General features: G+C 40.3%; 17 protein-coding genes, 2 rRNA genes and 1 riboswitch (1 of these 20 only partly in view). Of the genes, 1 reads left to right on the top strand and 18 read right to left on the bottom strand.

Going from position 1 to position 19,706, the window contains the following annotated elements; genetic code table 11:
- Positions 1-25: 25 nt before the first annotated feature.
- Positions 26-201, bottom strand: a riboswitch (M-box (ykoK) riboswitch).
- Between the two features lie 288 nt (positions 202-489).
- From IGJ74_RS08580 to IGJ74_RS08525, 12 genes are all read right to left on the bottom strand, one after another.
- Positions 490-2,385 carry an endonuclease MutS2 gene (locus IGJ74_RS08580; protein WP_087664174.1) on the bottom strand — a complete coding sequence of 632 codons (1,896 nt, stop codon included), beginning with the start codon at positions 2,383-2,385 and terminating at the stop codon, positions 490-492.
- A gap of 359 nt (positions 2,386-2,744) precedes the next feature.
- Positions 2,745-4,274 carry an alkyl hydroperoxide reductase subunit F gene (gene ahpF / locus IGJ74_RS08575; RefSeq protein WP_008381970.1) on the bottom strand — a complete coding sequence of 510 codons (1,530 nt, stop codon included), beginning with the start codon at positions 4,272-4,274 and terminating at the stop codon, positions 2,745-2,747.
- A 9-nt stretch (positions 4,275-4,283) separates the two neighbouring features.
- On the bottom strand, positions 4,284-4,847 hold the full coding sequence (gene ahpC, locus IGJ74_RS08570) for an alkyl hydroperoxide reductase subunit C (RefSeq protein ID WP_005226227.1): 564 nt from the start codon (positions 4,845-4,847) through the stop codon (positions 4,284-4,286).
- Between the two features lie 308 nt (positions 4,848-5,155).
- Positions 5,156-5,359, bottom strand: a complete 204-nt coding sequence (locus IGJ74_RS08565) for a hypothetical protein (protein ID WP_008381972.1) — start codon at positions 5,357-5,359, stop codon at positions 5,156-5,158.
- 152 nt (positions 5,360-5,511) lie between these two features.
- Positions 5,512-6,471 carry a permease prefix domain 1-containing protein gene (locus tag IGJ74_RS08560; protein WP_008381974.1) on the bottom strand — a complete coding sequence of 320 codons (960 nt, stop codon included), beginning with the start codon at positions 6,469-6,471 and terminating at the stop codon, positions 5,512-5,514.
- Entirely contained in the window at positions 6,468-6,800 is a 333-nt protein-coding gene (locus IGJ74_RS08555) for a PadR family transcriptional regulator (RefSeq protein WP_016612097.1), read from the bottom strand. Before IGJ74_RS08555 ends, IGJ74_RS08560 begins: the two co-directional genes overlap by 4 nt.
- A 185-nt stretch (positions 6,801-6,985) precedes the next feature.
- A complete protein-coding gene (locus IGJ74_RS08550; RefSeq protein ID WP_430608753.1) occupies positions 6,986-7,957 on the bottom strand; it encodes a siderophore ABC transporter substrate-binding protein in 972 nt (323 codons plus the stop codon).
- A gap of 25 nt (positions 7,958-7,982) precedes the next feature.
- On the bottom strand, positions 7,983-8,741 hold the full coding sequence (locus tag IGJ74_RS08545; protein WP_008381979.1) for an ABC transporter ATP-binding protein: 759 nt from the start codon (positions 8,739-8,741) through the stop codon (positions 7,983-7,985).
- Positions 8,738-9,682 (bottom strand): iron chelate uptake ABC transporter family permease subunit, encoded by a 945-nt coding sequence (locus IGJ74_RS08540; RefSeq protein ID WP_194188808.1) that lies wholly within the window; start codon positions 9,680-9,682, stop codon positions 8,738-8,740. Before IGJ74_RS08540 ends, IGJ74_RS08545 begins: the two co-directional genes overlap by 4 nt.
- Positions 9,679-10,629 (bottom strand): ABC transporter permease, encoded by a 951-nt coding sequence (locus IGJ74_RS08535; RefSeq protein ID WP_008381981.1) that lies wholly within the window; start codon positions 10,627-10,629, stop codon positions 9,679-9,681. Before IGJ74_RS08535 ends, IGJ74_RS08540 begins: the two co-directional genes overlap by 4 nt.
- A gap of 635 nt (positions 10,630-11,264) precedes the next feature.
- Positions 11,265-12,629, bottom strand: a complete 1,365-nt coding sequence (locus IGJ74_RS08530; RefSeq protein WP_061054071.1) for an FAD-dependent oxidoreductase — start codon at positions 12,627-12,629, stop codon at positions 11,265-11,267.
- Positions 12,626-14,095 (bottom strand): helix-turn-helix domain-containing protein, encoded by a 1,470-nt coding sequence (locus IGJ74_RS08525; protein WP_008381983.1) that lies wholly within the window; start codon positions 14,093-14,095, stop codon positions 12,626-12,628. The genes IGJ74_RS08530 and IGJ74_RS08525 overlap by 4 nt, the downstream gene beginning before the upstream one ends.
- Positions 14,096-14,257: 162 nt before the next feature.
- On the opposite strand from IGJ74_RS08525, the gene IGJ74_RS08520 reads away from it, so the two are divergent.
- Positions 14,258-15,361 carry an SLC13 family permease gene (locus IGJ74_RS08520; RefSeq protein WP_061054070.1) on the top strand — a complete coding sequence of 368 codons (1,104 nt, stop codon included), beginning with the start codon at positions 14,258-14,260 and terminating at the stop codon, positions 15,359-15,361.
- 130 nt (positions 15,362-15,491) lie between these two features.
- Here IGJ74_RS08520 and IGJ74_RS08515 read toward each other — a convergent pair whose 3' ends face one another.
- The 6 genes from IGJ74_RS08515 to IGJ74_RS08490 form a co-directional block, all read right to left on the bottom strand.
- The gene (locus tag IGJ74_RS08515) at positions 15,492-16,205 is read right to left on the bottom strand and encodes a class I SAM-dependent methyltransferase (RefSeq protein ID WP_086299484.1); all 714 of its coding nucleotides are present in this window, start codon (positions 16,203-16,205) and stop codon (positions 15,492-15,494) included.
- Positions 16,206-17,213: a zinc-binding alcohol dehydrogenase family protein gene (locus tag IGJ74_RS08510; RefSeq protein ID WP_194199929.1), complete on the bottom strand. Its 1,008-nt coding sequence runs from the start codon at positions 17,211-17,213 to the stop codon at positions 16,206-16,208.
- A gap of 71 nt (positions 17,214-17,284) precedes the next feature.
- Positions 17,285-18,346, bottom strand: a complete 1,062-nt coding sequence (locus tag IGJ74_RS08505; RefSeq protein WP_008381988.1) for a hypothetical protein — start codon at positions 18,344-18,346, stop codon at positions 17,285-17,287.
- Positions 18,315-19,229, bottom strand: a complete 915-nt coding sequence (locus tag IGJ74_RS08500) for a hypothetical protein (protein ID WP_008381990.1) — start codon at positions 19,227-19,229, stop codon at positions 18,315-18,317. The genes IGJ74_RS08505 and IGJ74_RS08500 overlap by 32 nt, the downstream gene beginning before the upstream one ends.
- A 139-nt stretch (positions 19,230-19,368) precedes the next feature.
- A 5S ribosomal RNA gene (rrf, locus tag IGJ74_RS08495) occupies positions 19,369-19,484 on the bottom strand.
- Between the two features lie 81 nt (positions 19,485-19,565).
- Positions 19,566-19,706, bottom strand: a 23S ribosomal RNA gene (locus IGJ74_RS08490) (it continues 2,774 nt past the right edge of the window).

Genomic DNA, 19,706 nt, shown 5'->3' with positions numbered 1-19,706 from the left:
CTTCTCTTAGGACGTCAGACTTTGCTAGCAATCTCATCGTCCGAGTTTTAGCACTATACAACGTAAAGAAAGTTGTTCCCTTTCTTAGCTATTTTATGAAAAGCCTTAATCCGACAATTCCTGTTTTACACATTGGCGTCTTTCGACGTTTCTGCGCAATAGCTTATGTTTGTATAGGAGCCTCACCTAACAAGGTTATATGTTATTTTCAATCCACTATGAATGGTACCCTTCCTCGTATAAAGATACAACCCATTCTTTGTTATTTTTATTTTTCTTTAACTTTTCTTAAAGAATTTAGATATTTCGAGTAATTTCCGATATTTAAAGAAAAATCAATGGAAATCATTCGACCATCACTGGATTCCCTTCGATCATACACGTTATTAAAAAACGGTCATTTTCAAAAAAAGACAGCTCTTTTTCTAAAACTCGAAAAAGAGCTGCTTTCTTGATTTTATACTCCCGCTCTAAATATATCTGTGCCGATCAATCCAATGATCGTTTGGCCTGACGCTCTTGCGCTGCTTTTCGTAACTGCTTTTGCGCTTTTTTAGACCCACGTTCAATATCTCGGGTAAATTTACGTTGGGCAAAATCGGAAAATAATTGATCTAGATCATAGCCGGCTGGATAGAGTGCTTCTCGTTTGGTGAGCAGTTGCAATCGCCGAGCAGCAACAACGAAACATTGTTTCTCAATATAAATCTTCGCTTGTCCCTGTTCCAAGTATTCATAAAAGACTCCCCGTTTTTCATGCTCTGCTGAAAAGACCTGGTCTCCCTTTTGAAAAATGTGCTCAGACTTTGTTTCCTGAGGATCGGTTCGTTTTCTGGACGTCTCAAAAGGCTGCTTCTCAAAAGAATAAGATTTATTCTTTAAATAGTCCTTTGCCGTTTGCACGACCTCAGCAGGAATCGCCATTTTTTCGGCGATCCAAAACGCATTACTTTCACCGACCGCATTGGTCAACAAGCGGTATTTCGGCGTCAGGGTCTTGGCATCAAAAGCCATCGCCGCTGTTTCAAAATCTTGGTGATCAAGAGCAAACTGCTTGATTTCACCATAATGAGTCGTGGCGATCATTAACGCCCCCGATCGATAGATCGATTCCATAATGGCGATCGCTAAAGCTGCCCCTTCATTTGGTTCAGTCCCGCTGCCAATTTCATCTAACAAAACGATACTGTTCCGGCTGGCATTCGTCATGATCTGTGCAATATTCGACATGTGTCCAGAAAAGGTACTTAAAGAATTTTCTAGACTTTGCTGATCCCCGATATCCATCCAAAGACTTTTTAAAAACGGCACGCTGCTGTTGCCATTATGCGCTGGAAACAAGCCGTAATGTGCCATCGCACAAACGAGTCCGACGGTTTTTAAGACAACCGTCTTACCACCAGCATTCGGACCTGTGATGACCATACATCGGTTCTCTTCTCCTAGTTTTAAAGATAGAGGAACAGCATCAGTGCCCAGTAAAGGATGCCGGACTTGATCAAGAAGCAAAACTTCTTCTTCAGTAATTGCTATCGGTTGACCATTGATTTCCCGACAATACTTTCCACGAGCAAAAATAATATCTAGTACCACTAAAATATCAAGACAGGCAAATACTGCATTCATTTGTTCGGCGATTGCCCCGGTCAATTCTGATAAAACTTGGTATTGGGCGGCCGTTTCTTCCGCCTGTGCCAAAATCAATCGATCATTCAGACGGGCAGCTGCCTCTGGTTCAATAAAAACAGTCGCGCGTTTATTAGAACGTTCGATGATCGTCCCTTTAATTTGCTGTTGAAATTCAGCACGTACCGGCAGCGTATAACGGTCGTTCTTTTTGATCACACGGTTTTCTTGCAGATAGCGACTTTCTTTAAAAAACTTTGCAAAAACTTTTTTTAAATCGGCCTCATATTTCTCGATTGTGCCACGAATTTTCCGTAATTCTCGGCTGGCGTTACTATCTACCTGACCATTGCGAATTTTTCGGAAAATCATTTCGGCGATTTCAGAAAAGTCGGCCAACCCCTGAGCATAGTGATGCAATCTTGGGGCAATTGATTGATTTTTCTCAAACAATTGACGGATGATTCGAAAAGACCGTAAAAAGTCTCCGTATTCAATCAATTCCTGCGGCTCCAATACAAAGCCTTTTTCAATCTTCTCCGTATGATGTAAGACATGCTGAAGCCCCATGAAAGGGACTTGACGTCCGGCGTCTAATAGCGCCATCGCTTCAGTTGTCTCAGACACTCGTTTTTGGGCGGAATGGATCGTAGCTGCTGGTTTTTCATTGGCAAAACGTGCTTTACCATAATCGCTGATTATTTTTTTACTTACTTGTTCTTTAATTTGTTCAAATTCAGTTGCTTGAGGTATCTTCATGAGTGATCCTTTCTTGTGCCTGAGGATCCCGGTAACATCCCCGTCCAAAAAAGTGTACAAAAAAAGCGATAGTCTCCCATCACCTGATTCATCAATAACGATTTTTATCGGTATCTACAGGCACAACAAATAAACAGTCTGTTTTTGCTTATTTGTTTTAATTAGCTGATTAGATACCTACGACACTCATTAATATACCTCTTTCTTTTTTGAACGAGTTTTTTTCATTGTAATATAGAAACTGTCCTTCTGTCAACTTCCTTCAAATCTCCTTCCCCTCAAAGAAAAAACGTCTCAGAAGCTGCTAGAAGCTCCTGAGACGTTTCTGATCTAGATCAAATAATAAGCTACTTACCTACTTACGAGCGAATCAGGTAATCAAACGCACCTAATGCAGCAGTGGCACCTGAACCCATTGAAGTGATGATCTGTTTGTATACACTATCGGTACAATCTCCCGCTGCAAAGACCCCTTCAATGTTGGTTGCGCCATGTTTGTCCACCACGATCTCATTGCGTTCATTTAAGACGACACGATCTTTTAACCATTCAGTATTCGGCATCAAGCCAATCAAAATGAAGACCCCCTCCACAGCTAAAGTGAATTCACCATTCGTTTCACGATCAACGTAGGTCAATTGTTCGACATGATCGGATCCAACAATTTCCTTCGTTGCCGCATTCGTAATAACAGTCACATTATCTAACGTGTTCAAACGGTTTTGTAGCACAAGGTCCGCTTTTAGTTCTGGTAAAAATTCAAGAACATAGACATGTTTCGCCATGCCAGCTAAATCGATTGCTGCTTCGATCCCAGAGTTTCCGCCACCAATGACGGCAACTTCTTTCCCAGCAAATAACGGACCGTCACAATGCGGACAATAGGCAACACCTTTATTTTTGAATTCTTTTTCTCCCGGAACATTGATGTTGCGCCAGCGAGCGCCAGTTGCTAAAATGGCCGTTTTGGTTTTTAATACTGCACCATTTTCTAATTCAACTTCGATGACGTCATTGCGGCGAATATCTTTCGCACGCTGACCTTTCATCACGTCTACATTGTATTCGTTGATGTGCTCTTCTACCTGACGCATTAATTTTGGACCTTCGGTATAAGGGGTACCGATCATATTTTCGATCCCCAGGGTTTCCATTACTTGTCCACCCATTGTTTCGACAACCATCCCAGTATTGATGCCTTTACGCGCTGCATAAATCGCTGCGCTTCCGCCTGCAGGTCCGCCACCGACAACTAATACATCGAAAAGCTCTTTTTCAGCAAAGTCATCTTTACTCGTCGGACCAGCTGCTTTTTCCAACAACTGTTCGATCGTTTGTCGGCCGCTTGCAAATTCTTCCCCATCTAGAAAGACTGTTGGCACAGCCATAATTTTTTTCTTGTCAATTTCTTCTTTGAACATCCCACCTTCGATCATGGTGTGACTGATGGAAGGATTTAGCACTGCCATAATGTTTAACGCTTGAACAACATCAGGACAGTTATGGCAGGTCAAACTGACATAGGTTTCAAAATGTAATGGCTTATCGATCGCTTTGATGCGCTTTTGAAGTGCTTCATCAATTTTCGGCGGACGACCGCTTACTTGAAGCAACGCTAAAATAAATGAAGTGAACTCATGTCCTAACGGTAAACCAGCAAAAGCGATGCCGCTTTCTTCACCGGGACGATTGATCGAAAAGCTTGGTGTCCGTTCACTTGCTACAGCTTGAATCGTGATTTTTGACGACATTTCTGCGATTTCTTCTAAGAATTCACGTACTTTCGTTGAAGAATCATCCTCACCTAAAGTCGCCGCAAAAACAACCTCTGATTCTAGCATCGCTAGATATTGCGTCAGTTGGTCTTTGATTGCCTTATCTAATGCCATGAGAGCCTCCTAAATCTTGCCTACAAGGTCTAAGCTTGGCGTTAAAGTTTCTTCGCCTTCTTTCCATTTTGCAGGACATACTTCACCTGGATGGGTACGGACATATTGTGCGGCACGGATTTTATCGATCAAACCACTAGCATCACGACCGATACCATCCGCATTGATTTCAACCGTTTGTACCACACCATCCGGATCGATGATAAATGTACCACGTTGAGACAAACCTGATGCTTCGTCTAATACATCAAAGATTTCTGAGATCACATGAGAAGGATCAGCAATCATGATATATTCGATTTTATTGATAGCATCAGAGTGGTCATGCCACGCTTTATGTGTGTAGTGGGTGTCAGTTGATACAGAATAAACTTCTGCGCCTAATTCTTTTAATGATGCATATTGGTCTTGCAAATCCTCAAGTTCTGTCGGACAAACAAATGAGAAATCTGCAGGATAAAAACAAACAACGTTCCATTTTCCTTTAAAATCTTCTGATGAAACATCTATAAATTTTCCATTGTGGTAAGCTTTCGCTTCGAATGAACCAATCTCTTTTCCAATTAATGACATATCATTTCCTCCAATTAGAATAATTATTTGAGAATAATCTCTATTAATTATTAGTATATCTAACTACAAAATGCAATAGTTTATTCAGAAATAGTCAAAAAAAATGTTATCATCCTCAGAAATGAGCATATTTATTTTTTATCGAAAGCAAATGGAGTATAGTAATAAGTTTGGCTAATCATTTCTAAGCAAAGTTCCTACCTGTTAGATTCTCAATTACATCTCTTATTCTCAATTAAACAAAAAAAGATTGCCTCTTCCTATGATTCCTCACAATGGAAAGTGAGTCATAAAAAAAGACAATTTTTTTATTTAGTATTGAAATAGTTGAACAATCCACCGATCGTTCGCTCCTTCAATGTAATCCGCTTGCCGTCTAGAAAAACTTCTTCGACTGGGTAATGATCTTGAAAAGGTGGAACTTCCAAGTATTGACTTGCGAGAAAGCGCTCTGGGGATTCAATTGTTGTTATTTCTTTGCTACCATTTTTCAGATAATGAATTTCTAACATATCCATTGCCTCTTTTCTTGTATTCTGAACTTTTGAAAAAGCATTGAGAGGATCTTATTTCTCGCTGTTCTTTTTGCTTGGTTCAGTTACAAGCCGTATTATAGTCTTCCTTTTTTTAAAAGTAAAGAAACCACTCTCGGTTGAAACATCTCTTATTTTTTGGCTTTTGTCTGACCGATAAAGTAGTCCTCTAAGACACCACCAATCACAAAAATGACCCAAGAGTATGCCCAGGCATGAAACATGAAGGACCAAAGCATATAAACGACCAAAATCACTGGCCAGTAGACTGTTCGAAAAAAGGTAACTCTACCAGCGGATTCGCCATATTTATGACGTGTTGCTCGATCACCAAGATTCTCTTCGTCACGAATAAAATACGTCTCAGTTGCCAGCTTCGCAAAGCCTGTACGAATAATACTTACATAAATAATAAAGAACACACCCACTGCAACTGTCAAGAAAAACAAGGAAATACCAAACTCAACAGAATAATAAAACAATTCACTTAAAAGTACAGGCGCAATTGATAAAATACAGGCACCAATTCCTAAAACAAGACCAATACGAAAACTTTTTTCATAATTTGCTAGTTGCTGAGCGGCTTCTCGTTTGGCATCCCTTTTGATTGGTCGATCATCTAACTGCTTACGAGCACCGGAAAAGTGCAAACTGCTAGAGATGATAAAACCAACCCCGATGGCGATGAAAAGAAACATCACCATTATTCCAAAGGTCTCAGCATAAACACTAACAAAGAGCATTAGGGCTGCTAGGGAGGCGATACAAAAGCCGATTCCTATCGACAACGAAAAAGCAAAGTGCCGCACAGTTCCCCAATAATCAAACGCATCGTCTTCTGTGATGGCATCGGACCAATCATCAATCGGCTCTTCTTCTTTTGAAACATCTAACTCTTGCAGCAGTTCATCCACCGAACCAAACTCGCTGATCACCGCACCGATGGCTTCATGCTCACTTTTCCCTTGGTGAATCAGTTCCAAGTAATGGTCTTCCATAATCGCTAAAAGATCTTCTTTTGCCTTCTTCGTTTCCGGTGTGATGGGTACTGATAAAAATAAGCTGTCTAGATAGTCATGAATGGTTTTCATTTGTCTCCTCCTTGTAAGAACTGGTCAACGACGATCTTCGTCTGCTGCCACTCCAATAGTTTCTCCGAAAGGCTTGCTTTTCCGTCTGCAGTTATCTGGTAATAGGTCCGCTTTTTGCCATGTGTCACTTCTCCGGGATACGAACGGATCAATCCTTGTTTTTCTAACCGAGTAAAAGCGGAATACAACGTCGTTTCTTTGATCACATATAAAGCATCTGTTCCTTCACGAATACGCTTGGATATTTCATATCCATAAGAGTCTTCTTTCGAAAGAATGGATAAAATGATTGCGTCGTTATAGCCGCGAATTCCGTCACTCGAGATCACGCAATCGCCTCCTAAATTACTTCATCTGTCGTACTAATTATAAATCAATTACTACGACAGGTAAAGTAAAGCTGGATAACTTGTCAAAAATCAGTCGCAGGTCCTAGAAACAGTTCGAATAAAAAGACACGCTTTCTCAGTAAACTGATAAGCGTGTCCCTTATTACTTAATTTTTTTCACCTATTTATTCAACGGCTGGCTTGACATCATCCATCATCAATTGGATCGACTCCAATCCGGAACCAGCTAAATACCAAACCGCAGCATCCAATTCAATCACTTGATCGTTTTGCCCTGCATTTGTTTCTTGAACAATTTCATTTGCAACAAATTCACTTTCGCTTTCATTGCCACCGATCGCTTTTGTCCGATCGATCACGAAAATGACATCAGGATTTTTTTCAAGCAAGTACACATAAGAAATACTTTGTCCATGTGTCGACGCCTCTAATTCCTCATCTACTGCTGGGAAACCAAACGTGTCATACAAGATACTGTAACGAGAACCTGGACCAAAAGCAGAAAGATTGCCTTCATTTACCATAACAACCAAGGCTTTCTCGTCAGCATTTTGCGCTTGCTCCTTCAAGGTATCAATCTGACCTTGTAACGATGCTAGTTGTTCTTGCGCTTCCTCTTCCTTACCAAAAATTTGACCAATGGTCGTAATGTTGGCTTCGATCGATGCCCAAGTATCACTATTGTCAACGCTTAAGAAAACGGTTGGCGCGATTGCAGACAATTCCTCTTGGAAATCACGTTGTCGACCAGAAATAATGATTAGGTCTGGCTGCAGTTGATTGATTTTTTCTAAATCAGGCTCTTTGATTCCCCCTGCTGATTCAACATCCGCATACGCTGATAAATAATCTGGCAAATTGCTGGTTGCGGCAGCAACGATTCGATCCCCAAGGCCAAGTGCATCCATCGTATCTAATGCACTGTTGTCAAAGACAACAACTTTTTCCGGCGCATAAGGAACAGTGACAGTCCCATTGCTGTCCGTAATCTCGACTTCTGTCGGCGTTTGTGTACTTTCTTCTACTTGGGTTTGAGCTGTACCCGTTGAATCTGTTGTCCCTGTATTATTCGAGCCGCAAGCGGTCAACCCCGCTAATACGAAAATACTCATAAAACTTACTGCTATTTTTTTCATTTTTTCCTCCTTTGAAACATATTTTTTATTGGAAGGTGTAGCAAAATTGCCGCCCATCCACTTGTACCAGTTTGATTGGAATCTCATACAATGATTCTAATAGTTGTTCTTGAATCACTGCCTCTGTGTCAGCCGCTTTAAAAATCTGACCATCTTTCATCGCGACGATGTGATCGGCATACCGTGCTGCAAAATTAATGTCGTGCAAAACGATCACAACAGTTTTCTGATAGTCTTCCACCAAGGTTGTCAATAGCTTCATCAGCTGGTTGGCGTGTTTTAAATCTAAATTGTTTAACGGTTCGTCCAAGAGTAGATAATCTGTATCTTGGGCTAAAATCATCGCCAAGTAAACTCGTTGTAACTGACCACCAGAAAGTTCATGAATCGATTGATCACTATATTCGGTTAGAGATAACTTAGACAAAGCGTCATCAATGATCCCATCATCTGCTGCCGATTGTCGCCCCCGGTTATACGGATAGCGACCAAATGCCACCAGTTCTCTTACAGTCAGATTGACGGCATAGCGATTGCTTTGCTGCAAAAAAGCCATTTTTTTTGCTAGCTCTTTGGACTTCCATTGACGAATCTCCGTTCCATCCAGATAAATATCACCGGTGCGTTGATCCAACATCCGACTGACTAAAGAAAGCAAGGTACTTTTTCCGGCACCATTGGGCCCGATGAAGGCAATCATTTTCTGTTCCGGCAACGCTATGGAACATTCCGTCAAAACTTGTGTTTTTGCATAATTCTTGGATACATTTTTGGTTTCGATCATGATTTTTTCCTTTCCAGCAGCAATTTGCTTATAAAGAAGATACCGCCTAATAATTGGATCACGGTGCCGATGGTCGTTTGCCATTGAAAGACCTGTTCCACTAGGAATTGACCTCCTACCAACAGGAGAAAACCAATCAAACTCCCACCGAAAAACAACCAGCCGTGACGATAAGTTGGGAAAAGCTGATAGGTGATCGTTGCCACCACAAAGCCTAGAAAAACTGCTGGACCAACTAAAGCAGTGGCGGTGCCTGTCAGTAAAGCAATCAAAAATAAAACACCTTTATGAAGCCATTGAACAGATACACCTAAACTTTTGGCTTGCCCACTTCCTAAATGGAGCAAATTCAATTCTGGAATCAGCAGAACCAGACAAAAACTCCCTAGCAAAATGATCGCGGCAGCAATCAATAGATGCTGGGTATTGATATTGCCAAAGCTGGCAAACAAACGACCTTGTAGTAAATCATATTCATTTGGATCCATCAACACTTGCAGAAAGGTGCTGAGACTACCGAACATCGTGCCACAGACCATCCCTGCCATCAATAACAAAAACAACCCAGCGACTGCTTTTTGATAGAAAAAGCCAATTAAGAAGCTACCTAGAACGGCAGTTAAGCCGACAGAAAACAAAAACATCGTTGCTGTTTCTTGGCTCAGCATCTGAATTCCTCCGATAAAAAAGAAACAAAGGGTTTGAACAAGAACATACAGTTGGTCCAAGCCTAAAATTCCAGGGGTCAGATAGCGATTGCTTGTCAGTGTCTGTAAGGTGATGGTACTAAAGGAGATGGCGATTGCAACTAAGGCAAAAGCCAAGATTCGGCGTCCCCTTAATGCAAAAGCAAATGACCAGTTTCCATAGGTGTTATAGGTCAGATAGGCACCACATGCACAAAGGATCAGAAACAACAAAAGAAAGAGTTTTTTCTTCATCGAAATTTCCTCCCCAGAAGCAAAATCAAGAAACAGCAGCCACCCAGTACGCCGGCAACAACACTGACCGGCATTTCATAAGGTGCGATGACGATTCTCGCCAATACATCACACAATAGCAAGAACGCGCTTCCGGCAAAGCTGATCAAAAGCAGATTGTTTTTCAAATGATCCCCAAAAACCATGCCGATCATATTTGGGATAACGATCCCTAAAAAAGGAATTTGCCCCACAGTCAATAAAACGATACTGCTAGCAAACGCCACCAGCGCAAATACAGCAAAACGCAAGAACAAGTAATTGATTCCCAGACTCTTAGCCGCACTTTCTCCTAAACCGGCGATCGTGATCTCATAAGCCAAGAAATACAATAGACCGAAAACGGGAATCGTCAAATACAAAAGTTCATACTGTCCAACCATAATGGTGGCAAAATTTCCTTGCAGCCAAGAAGAAACGTTTTGAACCAATTGGAAGCGATAGGCTAAGAAGCTACTGATAGCCCCGATGATATTACCGAACATCACCCCTGTTAAAGGCAGCATCATTGGATCTTTCTTTGGTAGAAATTGGCTTAAAAATAAAAAGAACAACACACCTGCGTAGGCAAACACAAATGCTGCTGTAGTGCGAATCAAATTTGAGGCATTTGGTAGAAAGAGCATAACGAGCAAAATTCCTAAACGGGCGCTATCCGTCAGTCCAATCGACTCCGAGGCCACAAATTTATTTTGCATCATGTGTTGCATAATTTTTCCACAGATACTAATGATCCCACCTGCAATGATCAAACTGATCGTCCGTGGAAGCCTAACTTTTACCAAAACAAGCCAATGATTCGGATCACCCTGCTGTAAACCTGATAAAGACAATTCATGGGTGCCTGCCAACAAGGAGCAACCCACTAGAAGAACAAAGATCAGCAGTAATCCGATTTTTTTAAACATGCCCCGCCCTCCTTATTGAGAATGATTCTCACTCTCTTTAATAGGGTAACGTATTTCACTTAAAATCACAAGAATTTTTTTAAAAAAATCCCTTTCCTATCGCAATTTCGAAAAAATGAGTGTGTAAAGAAAAGGATTATGTGATGTTTTTCTCTTATATCCTTGCGAGAAAACTTATTTTTACCTCAATATTGTCTATTTTATTGCTTTAATTATAAAATGCTCGCTCATACTATATTCATTTTATGAGGATCATTCAATAACAGATCACTTAGATTTGCAATTATTTTCATCTATTGAAACCCTTGTAAAGCCAGCACTTACTGATGCAATGGTGATGTAACTTTTCAGATAAAAGCAAATGACGCGCCGTCTCCTCCACCTAAACACCATTCGTCTATCGATAAGAATTTGTGAGTAAAAACAGTTTAGTCGTGGAACGAGTTTTATAGTTTTCATTTTGAGTTTCTTCTTCCAAAAAATCATGATACCAGTTGAATTCAATCTCCGACAAAAGCCTACCTGTTTTCAATACGCGATACCAGTCACTGATTGTAATCGATAGTCTTTCCCGATTATCTGTAATTAAAAAAAATAAACCTACGATCATCGCAGGTTTATCAAGAGTTATTATTTTACTTTAACAAGCCATCAAGGGCTAATTGATTCAAAAAGTGCAAAGGGAAAGAAATGGTTGGATTGAAAAAGTAATCCATTGTCGCTAGTTGGTGCAAGGTCGTCTTGCTATTGATCAAGGTTGAGATCGTATTGATGATCTCCAAACTTCCACGATCACTCGTAATGATTTGTCCCCCCATAATCACTTTCGTTTGCTGATCAAAAATCAGTTTTAACGTTACTTCAAAATCCTCATCTGTCGCGAAAAATGTCCGAGAATGAAATGTCTGCGTCACTGAATCTACTTCAAAGCCGTAATACGGTGCCTCGGTCTCATTAATACCTGAACTGCTGACGAAATAGCCAAACAGTTTACTAACGACGGTCCGTTGCATATTTGGAAAAGGAATTTTCGTCGTTCCCCGTTCATTTGCCAATAAATTGGTGGCAGCAACGATCCCCGTCCGATAAGCATTAGTCACTAAAGGGATATACAAAGAGCTATCCGAATGATTGAAAGGAATCGAAACCAGGTCACCAATTGCATAAATCGCTGGGTCAGACGTTTGTAAATATTCATTTGTAAATACCGTGCCATCGAGATTTAGTTTTAAAAAGTCTTCAACCAATGCGACATTCGGTCGCGGATTTACGGCATAAACGACCACGTCAGCTCGAATCTTGGTTCCGTTTGAAAGCTCGATTCCCTGATATTCACCCTTCTCGTCTTTGATCGTATGGGCGACATTGCTGTTAAGATAGATTTGTAAGTTCTCTGGAAAGCGCGCCATCAAAATTTCAGCAATTTCTTGATCAAAATAACGGAACAAAAGGGTATCCATTCGATCAATCAAATGAACGGCTTTTTGCTGGCCACTTAAAGATTCCGCCAATTCAAACCCAATCAGACCCGCCCCAACGATCGCCACGGTTTGCGCACTTTCGATTTTTTCTAACGCTTGCTTTGATTGACCAATGGTTTTGTAGGTCGTTATATGTGCTTCGACATCTGAGGCAAACTCCGAACGGAAAGTACTCGATCCCATCGCCAAAATCAAGCCATCATAACTCACTTCGTCTTCTTGCTGATAAGATTCCGTTGATGTGACAAAATGAACCGTTTGTTCTTGCGGAAAGATTTTTGTGACTTCACTGTTTAACATCACATTGATTCCTTCAGAAAGAAGCTCACTCGCAGTTGCCGTTCGGGAATCTTCCAATCGTTGAATGTAGCCTTCCAGCACTAAATTCAAACTGCTAGCAACATAACCCAGAACGCTTGATTTTTCAATAATTATCACATCGACTTTTGGGTCAACTTTTTTTAAATGACGGGCAGCAGCAATTCCTGCATGAGAGCCTCCAATAATCACTATTCTCATATCTTTTCCAACTCGCTTTCAAGGTTCTCATTGCGTATTTCATCCACGATTTGATGAAGCCGCTCTTCTTCAAATGGGGTTGCCCCACCTGTTAAAATCAATCGTTTTTTATAACGATAGCCTTCCGAGATCTCAGAATGATCAACGATCAATAAATCATAATCCTTCTCCTTCGTCCCCTCAAAATGAATATTCGGATAGCCAGCCAATTCTTTGATCAAAAAACGCCGCAAAAAGCCACTGCGTAATCGTGATTGAGTCAACAAAATGCCGACCGTAAATGCTTTTTCCTGTTTTACTTGAATCCATTGACGGATCAAAAGCAATTCATTGGTCAAATGCTGCTTTTTCTCAAGAGAAAAGGACTGGTTTACGTTTTTCTCCAACTGTTCGATTGCTTGCTGTGCCACTTCAATCAAGCTCTCATTCGCAACACTTTGCGGCTGAAATTCAGCAAAGGCAATAATGCCGCCATGAATATACAACGCTTGGATCGTCACACTCGTCAAGAAGACGCATAATTCCGTAGAAGTTTCTGTAGTCTTTCTCTCACTATCACCAATTGCCTGCAGCAGCTCCCCATTTAACGCATCGATCTCTTGGAAGAAAAGTGATTTTTGCAAGGAGTCATCCAGTGAAGGGCGAATCAAGCCTTCAGCTAATAAAAATAAATAGAAATAAACCGTTTCATAATCGCTCCAGGATACGGCAAAACGACTGAGATAGCGTCCTAATATATTCCGCAAAAGCTGGAACATCGCTTCATTTTCCAATGACTTCAACAATGGATACGATGCTTCATGCTGCTGCGAGCCACGATAATCAAAACGGGCTTCCATAATACCTAACCACAGCCCGACTTTCCAGCGTTCGGATTGACTAAACGTTGTCTGTAGCTGTTTTTCGATTACTCGAATCAAATTGTTGATGGCTGGTGCATTCAAGCGAGCGATCAATTCTTCATTGGGATAACTTTGTGAAAAAAACTGATAATAGAAAAAGCGAATCTGTTTTTCATCCCCAAGCAATTTTTTATTTTTTAATTGGATGTCGAATTCTTTCAATAACTGATTGATGGCTTTGAATCGACGAAACAATGAAGCTTCACTCAACATCAGTTCTAACATCATTTTCGTCGTTGACTCATCTCGATGAAAAAACAAATACGACAATATCTGAAAATCGATTGCTTCTGAAAGATACGCATAAAAGAATTTTTTTAGTGAGAAATCAAGCGGAAGTGTTAACTGTACTTGATCATTTTCTAAATAAGTCAATGCCGCATCCTCATGGAAAGCGACTAAATTTTGATGAAGATTTTGAAGTTCTTTTTGCAAAGTGGGTGCGGAAATGGATAATGTTTTTGCAAGTTTCTTGTAAGAGATTTCTGAGCCGTTCTGAAAAAAAACAGCTAAAATTTGAAAATGAACCTGCTGATTTTTTTCAAGCAGCTGCATAACATTCATTTTTGAACCTCCTTCACCTTTCACATACTAATTTCCCAATTAATGGGTCGTTTGTCAACTATAAAAATTGCCTGAATGCCTTTGAGTTATATAGAAAAAGCGTTATTTATTGTTCCTAAAGCGCGGGAATGGTAAAATTCTTGAGAAGAAAGGTGGTGAACTATGGGAAAACGAATGTTAGCATTTTTTCGAACGGATCGATTATTTTCGATTTCCCTGTTACTAGCACTCATTGCGTGTTTTTTTGGCACCTTCCGTTGGTCATTTATTGACTTTAAAGTGATTTTATCACTGTTTGGGTTGATGTTAGTAATCAATGGGTTAGAAGAAGCTGGTCTTTTACGAGCATTTGGACAAAAATTAGTGGAAAAAAGTCGCAATCTGCGTGACTTGATCCGTTCAATCGTCTTGCTAAGCTTCTTCAGTTCGATGTTTTTAACAAACGACGTGGCTATCTTAACATTATTGCCCATCTACTTACTCTTAGCGAGGAAAGAACAACAGCGCACCAGTGTCTTATTAGGCGCTGTCTATTTGATTGTGGCAGCCAATTTAGGAAGTAGCCTGTTTCCATTTGGAAATCCGCAAAATCTATTTTTATTTTCTTACTATCAGATTTCGCTGCCACAATTCATGTGGACTACCGGCACCTTTGTGGGACTTTCTTTGCTATTACTCCTTGTTTCGATCCAGCTCATCCCAAAGACTCCATTGGAAATCGCCCTGCAAGAAGAACCCTTTGAAAAAAAGCCAGCGCTGCTCAATACAGGATTATTTGTCCTTATGATTCTTGGTATTTTTAGTGTTCTCCCTATTTCAATCGCCGTGCTTGTCGTCGCAGCCGTGGTTTGGTTTAGCAACAAACGATTATTCGCAAAAGTTGATTATCGGTTACTACTTACCTTCCTCTGCTTCTTCTTGATCGTTGGGAATATTCAAGACCAATCTCTGGTCACCGATCTCATTCGACCGTATTTTCAAGAAACGCATCGCGCTTTTTTAGGTAGTATTTTACTCTCCCAAGGAATATCTAACGTTCCAGCAGCAATTTTGATTGCTCCTTTCACCGATTTAGAAAAAGCCGTTCTTTTGGGCGTCAATGTGGGTGGTTTGGGTACATTGATTGCTTCTTTGGCGAATTTGATTGGGTACAAATTATTGAAACAAGCCAGACCCAAAGAAGCGGGAACATTTCAAAAGCTGTTTTTTATCGTCAATGTCATTTTTTTACTGTTATTAGGCAGCATCGTCTACCTTTTATTGTAGCAAACTCTCTTTAAAACGAGATTCCAGCATAAGATGTTTCCAGTCAGCAGTCAACAGAAGTTTACCTGCTGTCCTGTTTCTTGATCTTATGTCAGAATCTCGTTTTTTGATGTCCATTGTGTTATTTCTCCTAGGCTAAGAGAAGCTCAAAGGTGATTTTCGTTTGGCTTTCGACAGTCAATGCCTCACCAAAGACATGTTGAACCATTTCTTGCCGCTGTTCCAATGAATACTCCTCCTCAAAATAAAGATGAAATAATTCTTGATCGATCTCTTCCTTCAAAATATACTCGAATTGCCGACTCTGCCAATCGATCGCTTCTTCTGTAAACCACTTCTTGTAACAAGTATTTAGGTTCAGATCGTTCTTCGCTGAATGATTTTTTTCATAAGGCTGAAACACGTTCTCTTCTTCTGCGATCATTCTTAGAATAATTAATTGATGGGCCTTTCTTTGAAACTGAAGCAAGGTTTCTTTGTCTCTGACTGCTGGATTCATTGCCATAAAAATACAGGGCCAGTGCTGGTCTGCAGATAAAAAGTCTTTTTGGCTCTGCTGAACCAGATGGAGCTTGCTCATCGGATCTTCCATCGTTTCTTCGATGATTTTTAACATTTCTTTTGAAAAATCAATTGCGTAATACTCATCTACAAAAGGATAAAAAGCTGAAATGTAGCGACCAGTGCCCGCAGCAAAGTCAACGAAGGTCGATATCGGAAACACTTTCTGCTCCACCAAAAAAGCTGCTGCCTCTTCGGCGATTTTCAATTGGGATTCTCTTTGAATTTGCGCATATTCTTGCGCGAATTCATCCCAAAACAGCATCGCTTCCTCTTCTTCCATTTAGCGGACGCCTCCAGTGATCACTGTCTTTCCTTTCGTTCCTTGCTCAACCGCTTTTGTAGCGTGCTTTAAGGTCTCGATGGTAATTCCTCCATCAAACGTTTGGACCGCAGTCGTATGGATCTTTTTGTCAGCGAGCAACGAGGCGATCCGTTGCAAAATGCCCCCTTGTGTTTCAATCATCAACTGAGCATCTGTTTTTGTGAACATATACTCCCAATAAAAATCGATGCCGAGGTTTTTAAATGGATTTAAATCTAGCGCTTCTTTCGTATTCACGATCATTCCGACTTTGCCAAATGGCAAGATTGCTTTTGTTAATTGTGGCAAATAGGCAGATGCGTCATAAAAAAGTGCAACGGCTGAAAAAGGTTCAGTGATTTGTTCAGCTAATGGCAAGCGGTGATTCAGTACCTGATCCACTTGATTGTCTTTAAGCCACTGATCGTTCTTAGGACTCGCAGTGCCATAGACTGTCAATCCTGCCCATTTTGCTAGTTGCGCCGCAATCGAGCCAACACCACCGCTGGCATTGACCAATAAAATTGATCCTTCATTCGCGTTCTCTTCAGGCACATACCCAAATTTTTCAAAAAGCAATTCCCATGCCGTAATACTCGTTAATGGCATAGCTGCAAGATCACCGTCAGAAAAGCCGGCTGGCGCCTTTGCTGCGATCCGAGAATCAACTGTTTGGAACCTTTGATTCGCACCAGGTCGTTGTGTGGTTCCAGCATAAAACACCCGATCACCAACGGCAAAGCCATTAACTGCTGAGCCGATTTCATGTACTATACCTACTGCATCATATCCCTGGATATGGAATTTCTCACTTAAAGTGGTTGTTTGGCGGCGTTTCGTGTCAATTGGATTCACAGAAACAGCTTGCACTTCCACCAATAGATCGTTTGCCTGACAAGTTGGCATTGGAAATTCCTTTTCAATAAATACTTCTGGATCATCTAAAGATCGTCCTTCATAAAAACCTAGTGCTTTATTTATCATCATACTGCTCCTTCCAAAAAAAGTGCTGAATAGTTATAAAAACCATTCTAGCACTTTTAACCAATTTAGAACATTTATTCTTCACCTTGAACGACAAGCGGAACCAAAAACGGATAACTTGTGAAGAAATCCAATAAAGATCGCTTCCATTGATCCGAGTCAATCGTGAGTAACGTTGATTCTGTGTACAAATGAATCGTCAAACGCTGATTTTTATCAAGCAGAACAAGGATCTCGCCTTTGTTTTCTGTGATAAAATCATACGACTGATTTTCCATCGTGATGATGAAAATTTGGTCAAGGACTTCCGCTGCAACAGGAAAATCTGTTTCCATATCGACAGCTAAGGTTTGGGTATTGTCGATCAAACTTGGCGAGACAGTAAAATCCAATTCTTTTAAATGAGCCAGTATCAAATTTACATCGTAATTAAACAGTGAAAGTTGATTGACTGAGAAAATATTATCGGCATGCCATTGACTGATCAGATGTAAAATCTGTTCATCGTTGACCACCACCGACTGGGAATTTGAATTGATTGTCAACAACGGCAAATAGTTTGATTGGTAACTTGAATTGACCGGGTTTAACTTAAAACTAAACTCTAGTTCTTTTGTTTCTGTTAAACGAAAGCGGACATTAAAGTGCTTTGTCTTCCAGGTATCGTAATTGTCGGTAGCTGTTAAATGAATCACTTTTAATGGTTTCAAGAATTCATAGGCATAGTACTCAAGCAAGGTTTTTTTTGCAATGACAGAGATTTCTTGTTCTGTTAAGATCAAATGACGATAATGGTTGAGCAACCCGGAGAAATCAGCCTCCATGATTGATTTTCGCAATTTTAAATCAGCTAGCTCATTTTCGGCTTGTTCAATAAGGGACTCGATGCGCTGATGATCTTGTGCTTTTACAGCATAGTAATCATCTTCATATTCCGCTTCCTCTTCCTCTTCCACTAATTTGAAAGAATCATCCTCTACATTGTCTTCTACTAAAGAGCGATCATCAACTGTGGTAGACGCATTGGTTGCTGAATTTTCGTCGACCTCATTGACTTCTTCTGGTTGAACTTCTAGAGTCTCTTCCTGATCCATCAGTTGTGGTTCAAGAGGATTTTTCTGTGTTTCTTTCGTCAATTTCAATCAGCTCCTTTCCCGTATACTGAGCTAAGAAAGCCAATAATTTAGTATTGAATTCTTCAAAAGAACCAAAAAAAGTATCAATTTGTCGGAATTCTTTTTCTACGATTGCTTTCTTTAAACGCAATGTTTGATATTGCTGCTGCAGGCGTTCTTTTTCAGCAAAAACTTCTTCATTATTATTTGAATATCTTTCCCATTCTCTACGTTTGGCTTCTAGAGCTTTCCGGTCAGAAGTCAAACGCTCTAGTTCTTCATCGATTTTTGTCCGATTGAAAAAGCCCTTTGATTCCGTCAATTCATTTTCGGCTTCCGTAAGTTTATCGATCTGATTTTGGATTTCCTTCACTTCTGATAACGCAGTGATCCGTTTGGCTTCCAGCTTGTCCATCTGCTGTTCGATTGCTGTCAGCATCTCACGATTGCCTCGTTGGAACTTTTCCCATTCTTCATCTATCTCAGGGATAACAAAAATTTCGGGAATACTCGCATCGATACCAATCGTCGCTCGCTCATGATAATAGGTTCCTAACTTATAGTAATGCACCGTAGGAGATATTTTGGCACAATGCATCATAAATGGGAAAGCTTGGGTAAAGTTATCGTGGAACTTCCTTGATAACAATTCATCAATCTCATGATTTTGATTTGATGTTTCTTTTAACTGTTTGTGTAATCGACCATTATATATACGATAAATTTCAGGAATATCCTCTTTTTCGATCGCGACTTCAAAATCTTGCAGGTCTTGCAGCATCTGACCTATATTTTTTGAGGCCACTTGTTTAATATCGCCAAAGGATACTTCTTCATTCGTTGAAACTGAAACAACGTCTTGATCTTGAACAACATTTTGTTCTTTTTTGGCATCGTCAGTCATATGATCCCTCCTAAAAATACTTCACTACTAGTGTATCATTTTTTTCCATAAAAAGTTATTTTAAGTGATTGTTTTTAGTAAAATGATACATCGTTGTAATAACAAAAAAACACATGTCAATGAAGACATGTGTTTGACTGCGTGGCGACGTCCTACTCTCACAAAGGGAAACCCTTCACTACAATCGGCGCTAAGAAGCTTAACTTCTGTGTTCGGCATGGTTACAGGTGTATCCTTCTTGCTATCGCCACCACACTATTCAATTGAGTAAGTGTTGCTCACTCAAAACTGGATCGAAGAAATCAAAACTCTACGAGTTTACGTGCTTTTTTCTTTTTGGTTAAGTCCTCGATCGATTAGTATCAGTCCGCTCCAACCATCACTGGCCTTCCACTTCTGACCTATCTACCTGATCATCTCTCAGGGATCTTACTTTCTTAAAGAAATGGGAAATCTCATCTTGAGGTGGGCTTCACA

It is taken from the genome of Enterococcus sp. AZ009, from assembly GCF_050548785.1.
GTDB classification, from domain to species: Bacteria; Bacillota; Bacilli; order Lactobacillales; family Enterococcaceae; genus Enterococcus_D; species Enterococcus_D entomosocium.
Note: the sequence above shows the minus strand (reverse complement) of the source record. Positions and strands in the feature narration are given on the sequence as shown.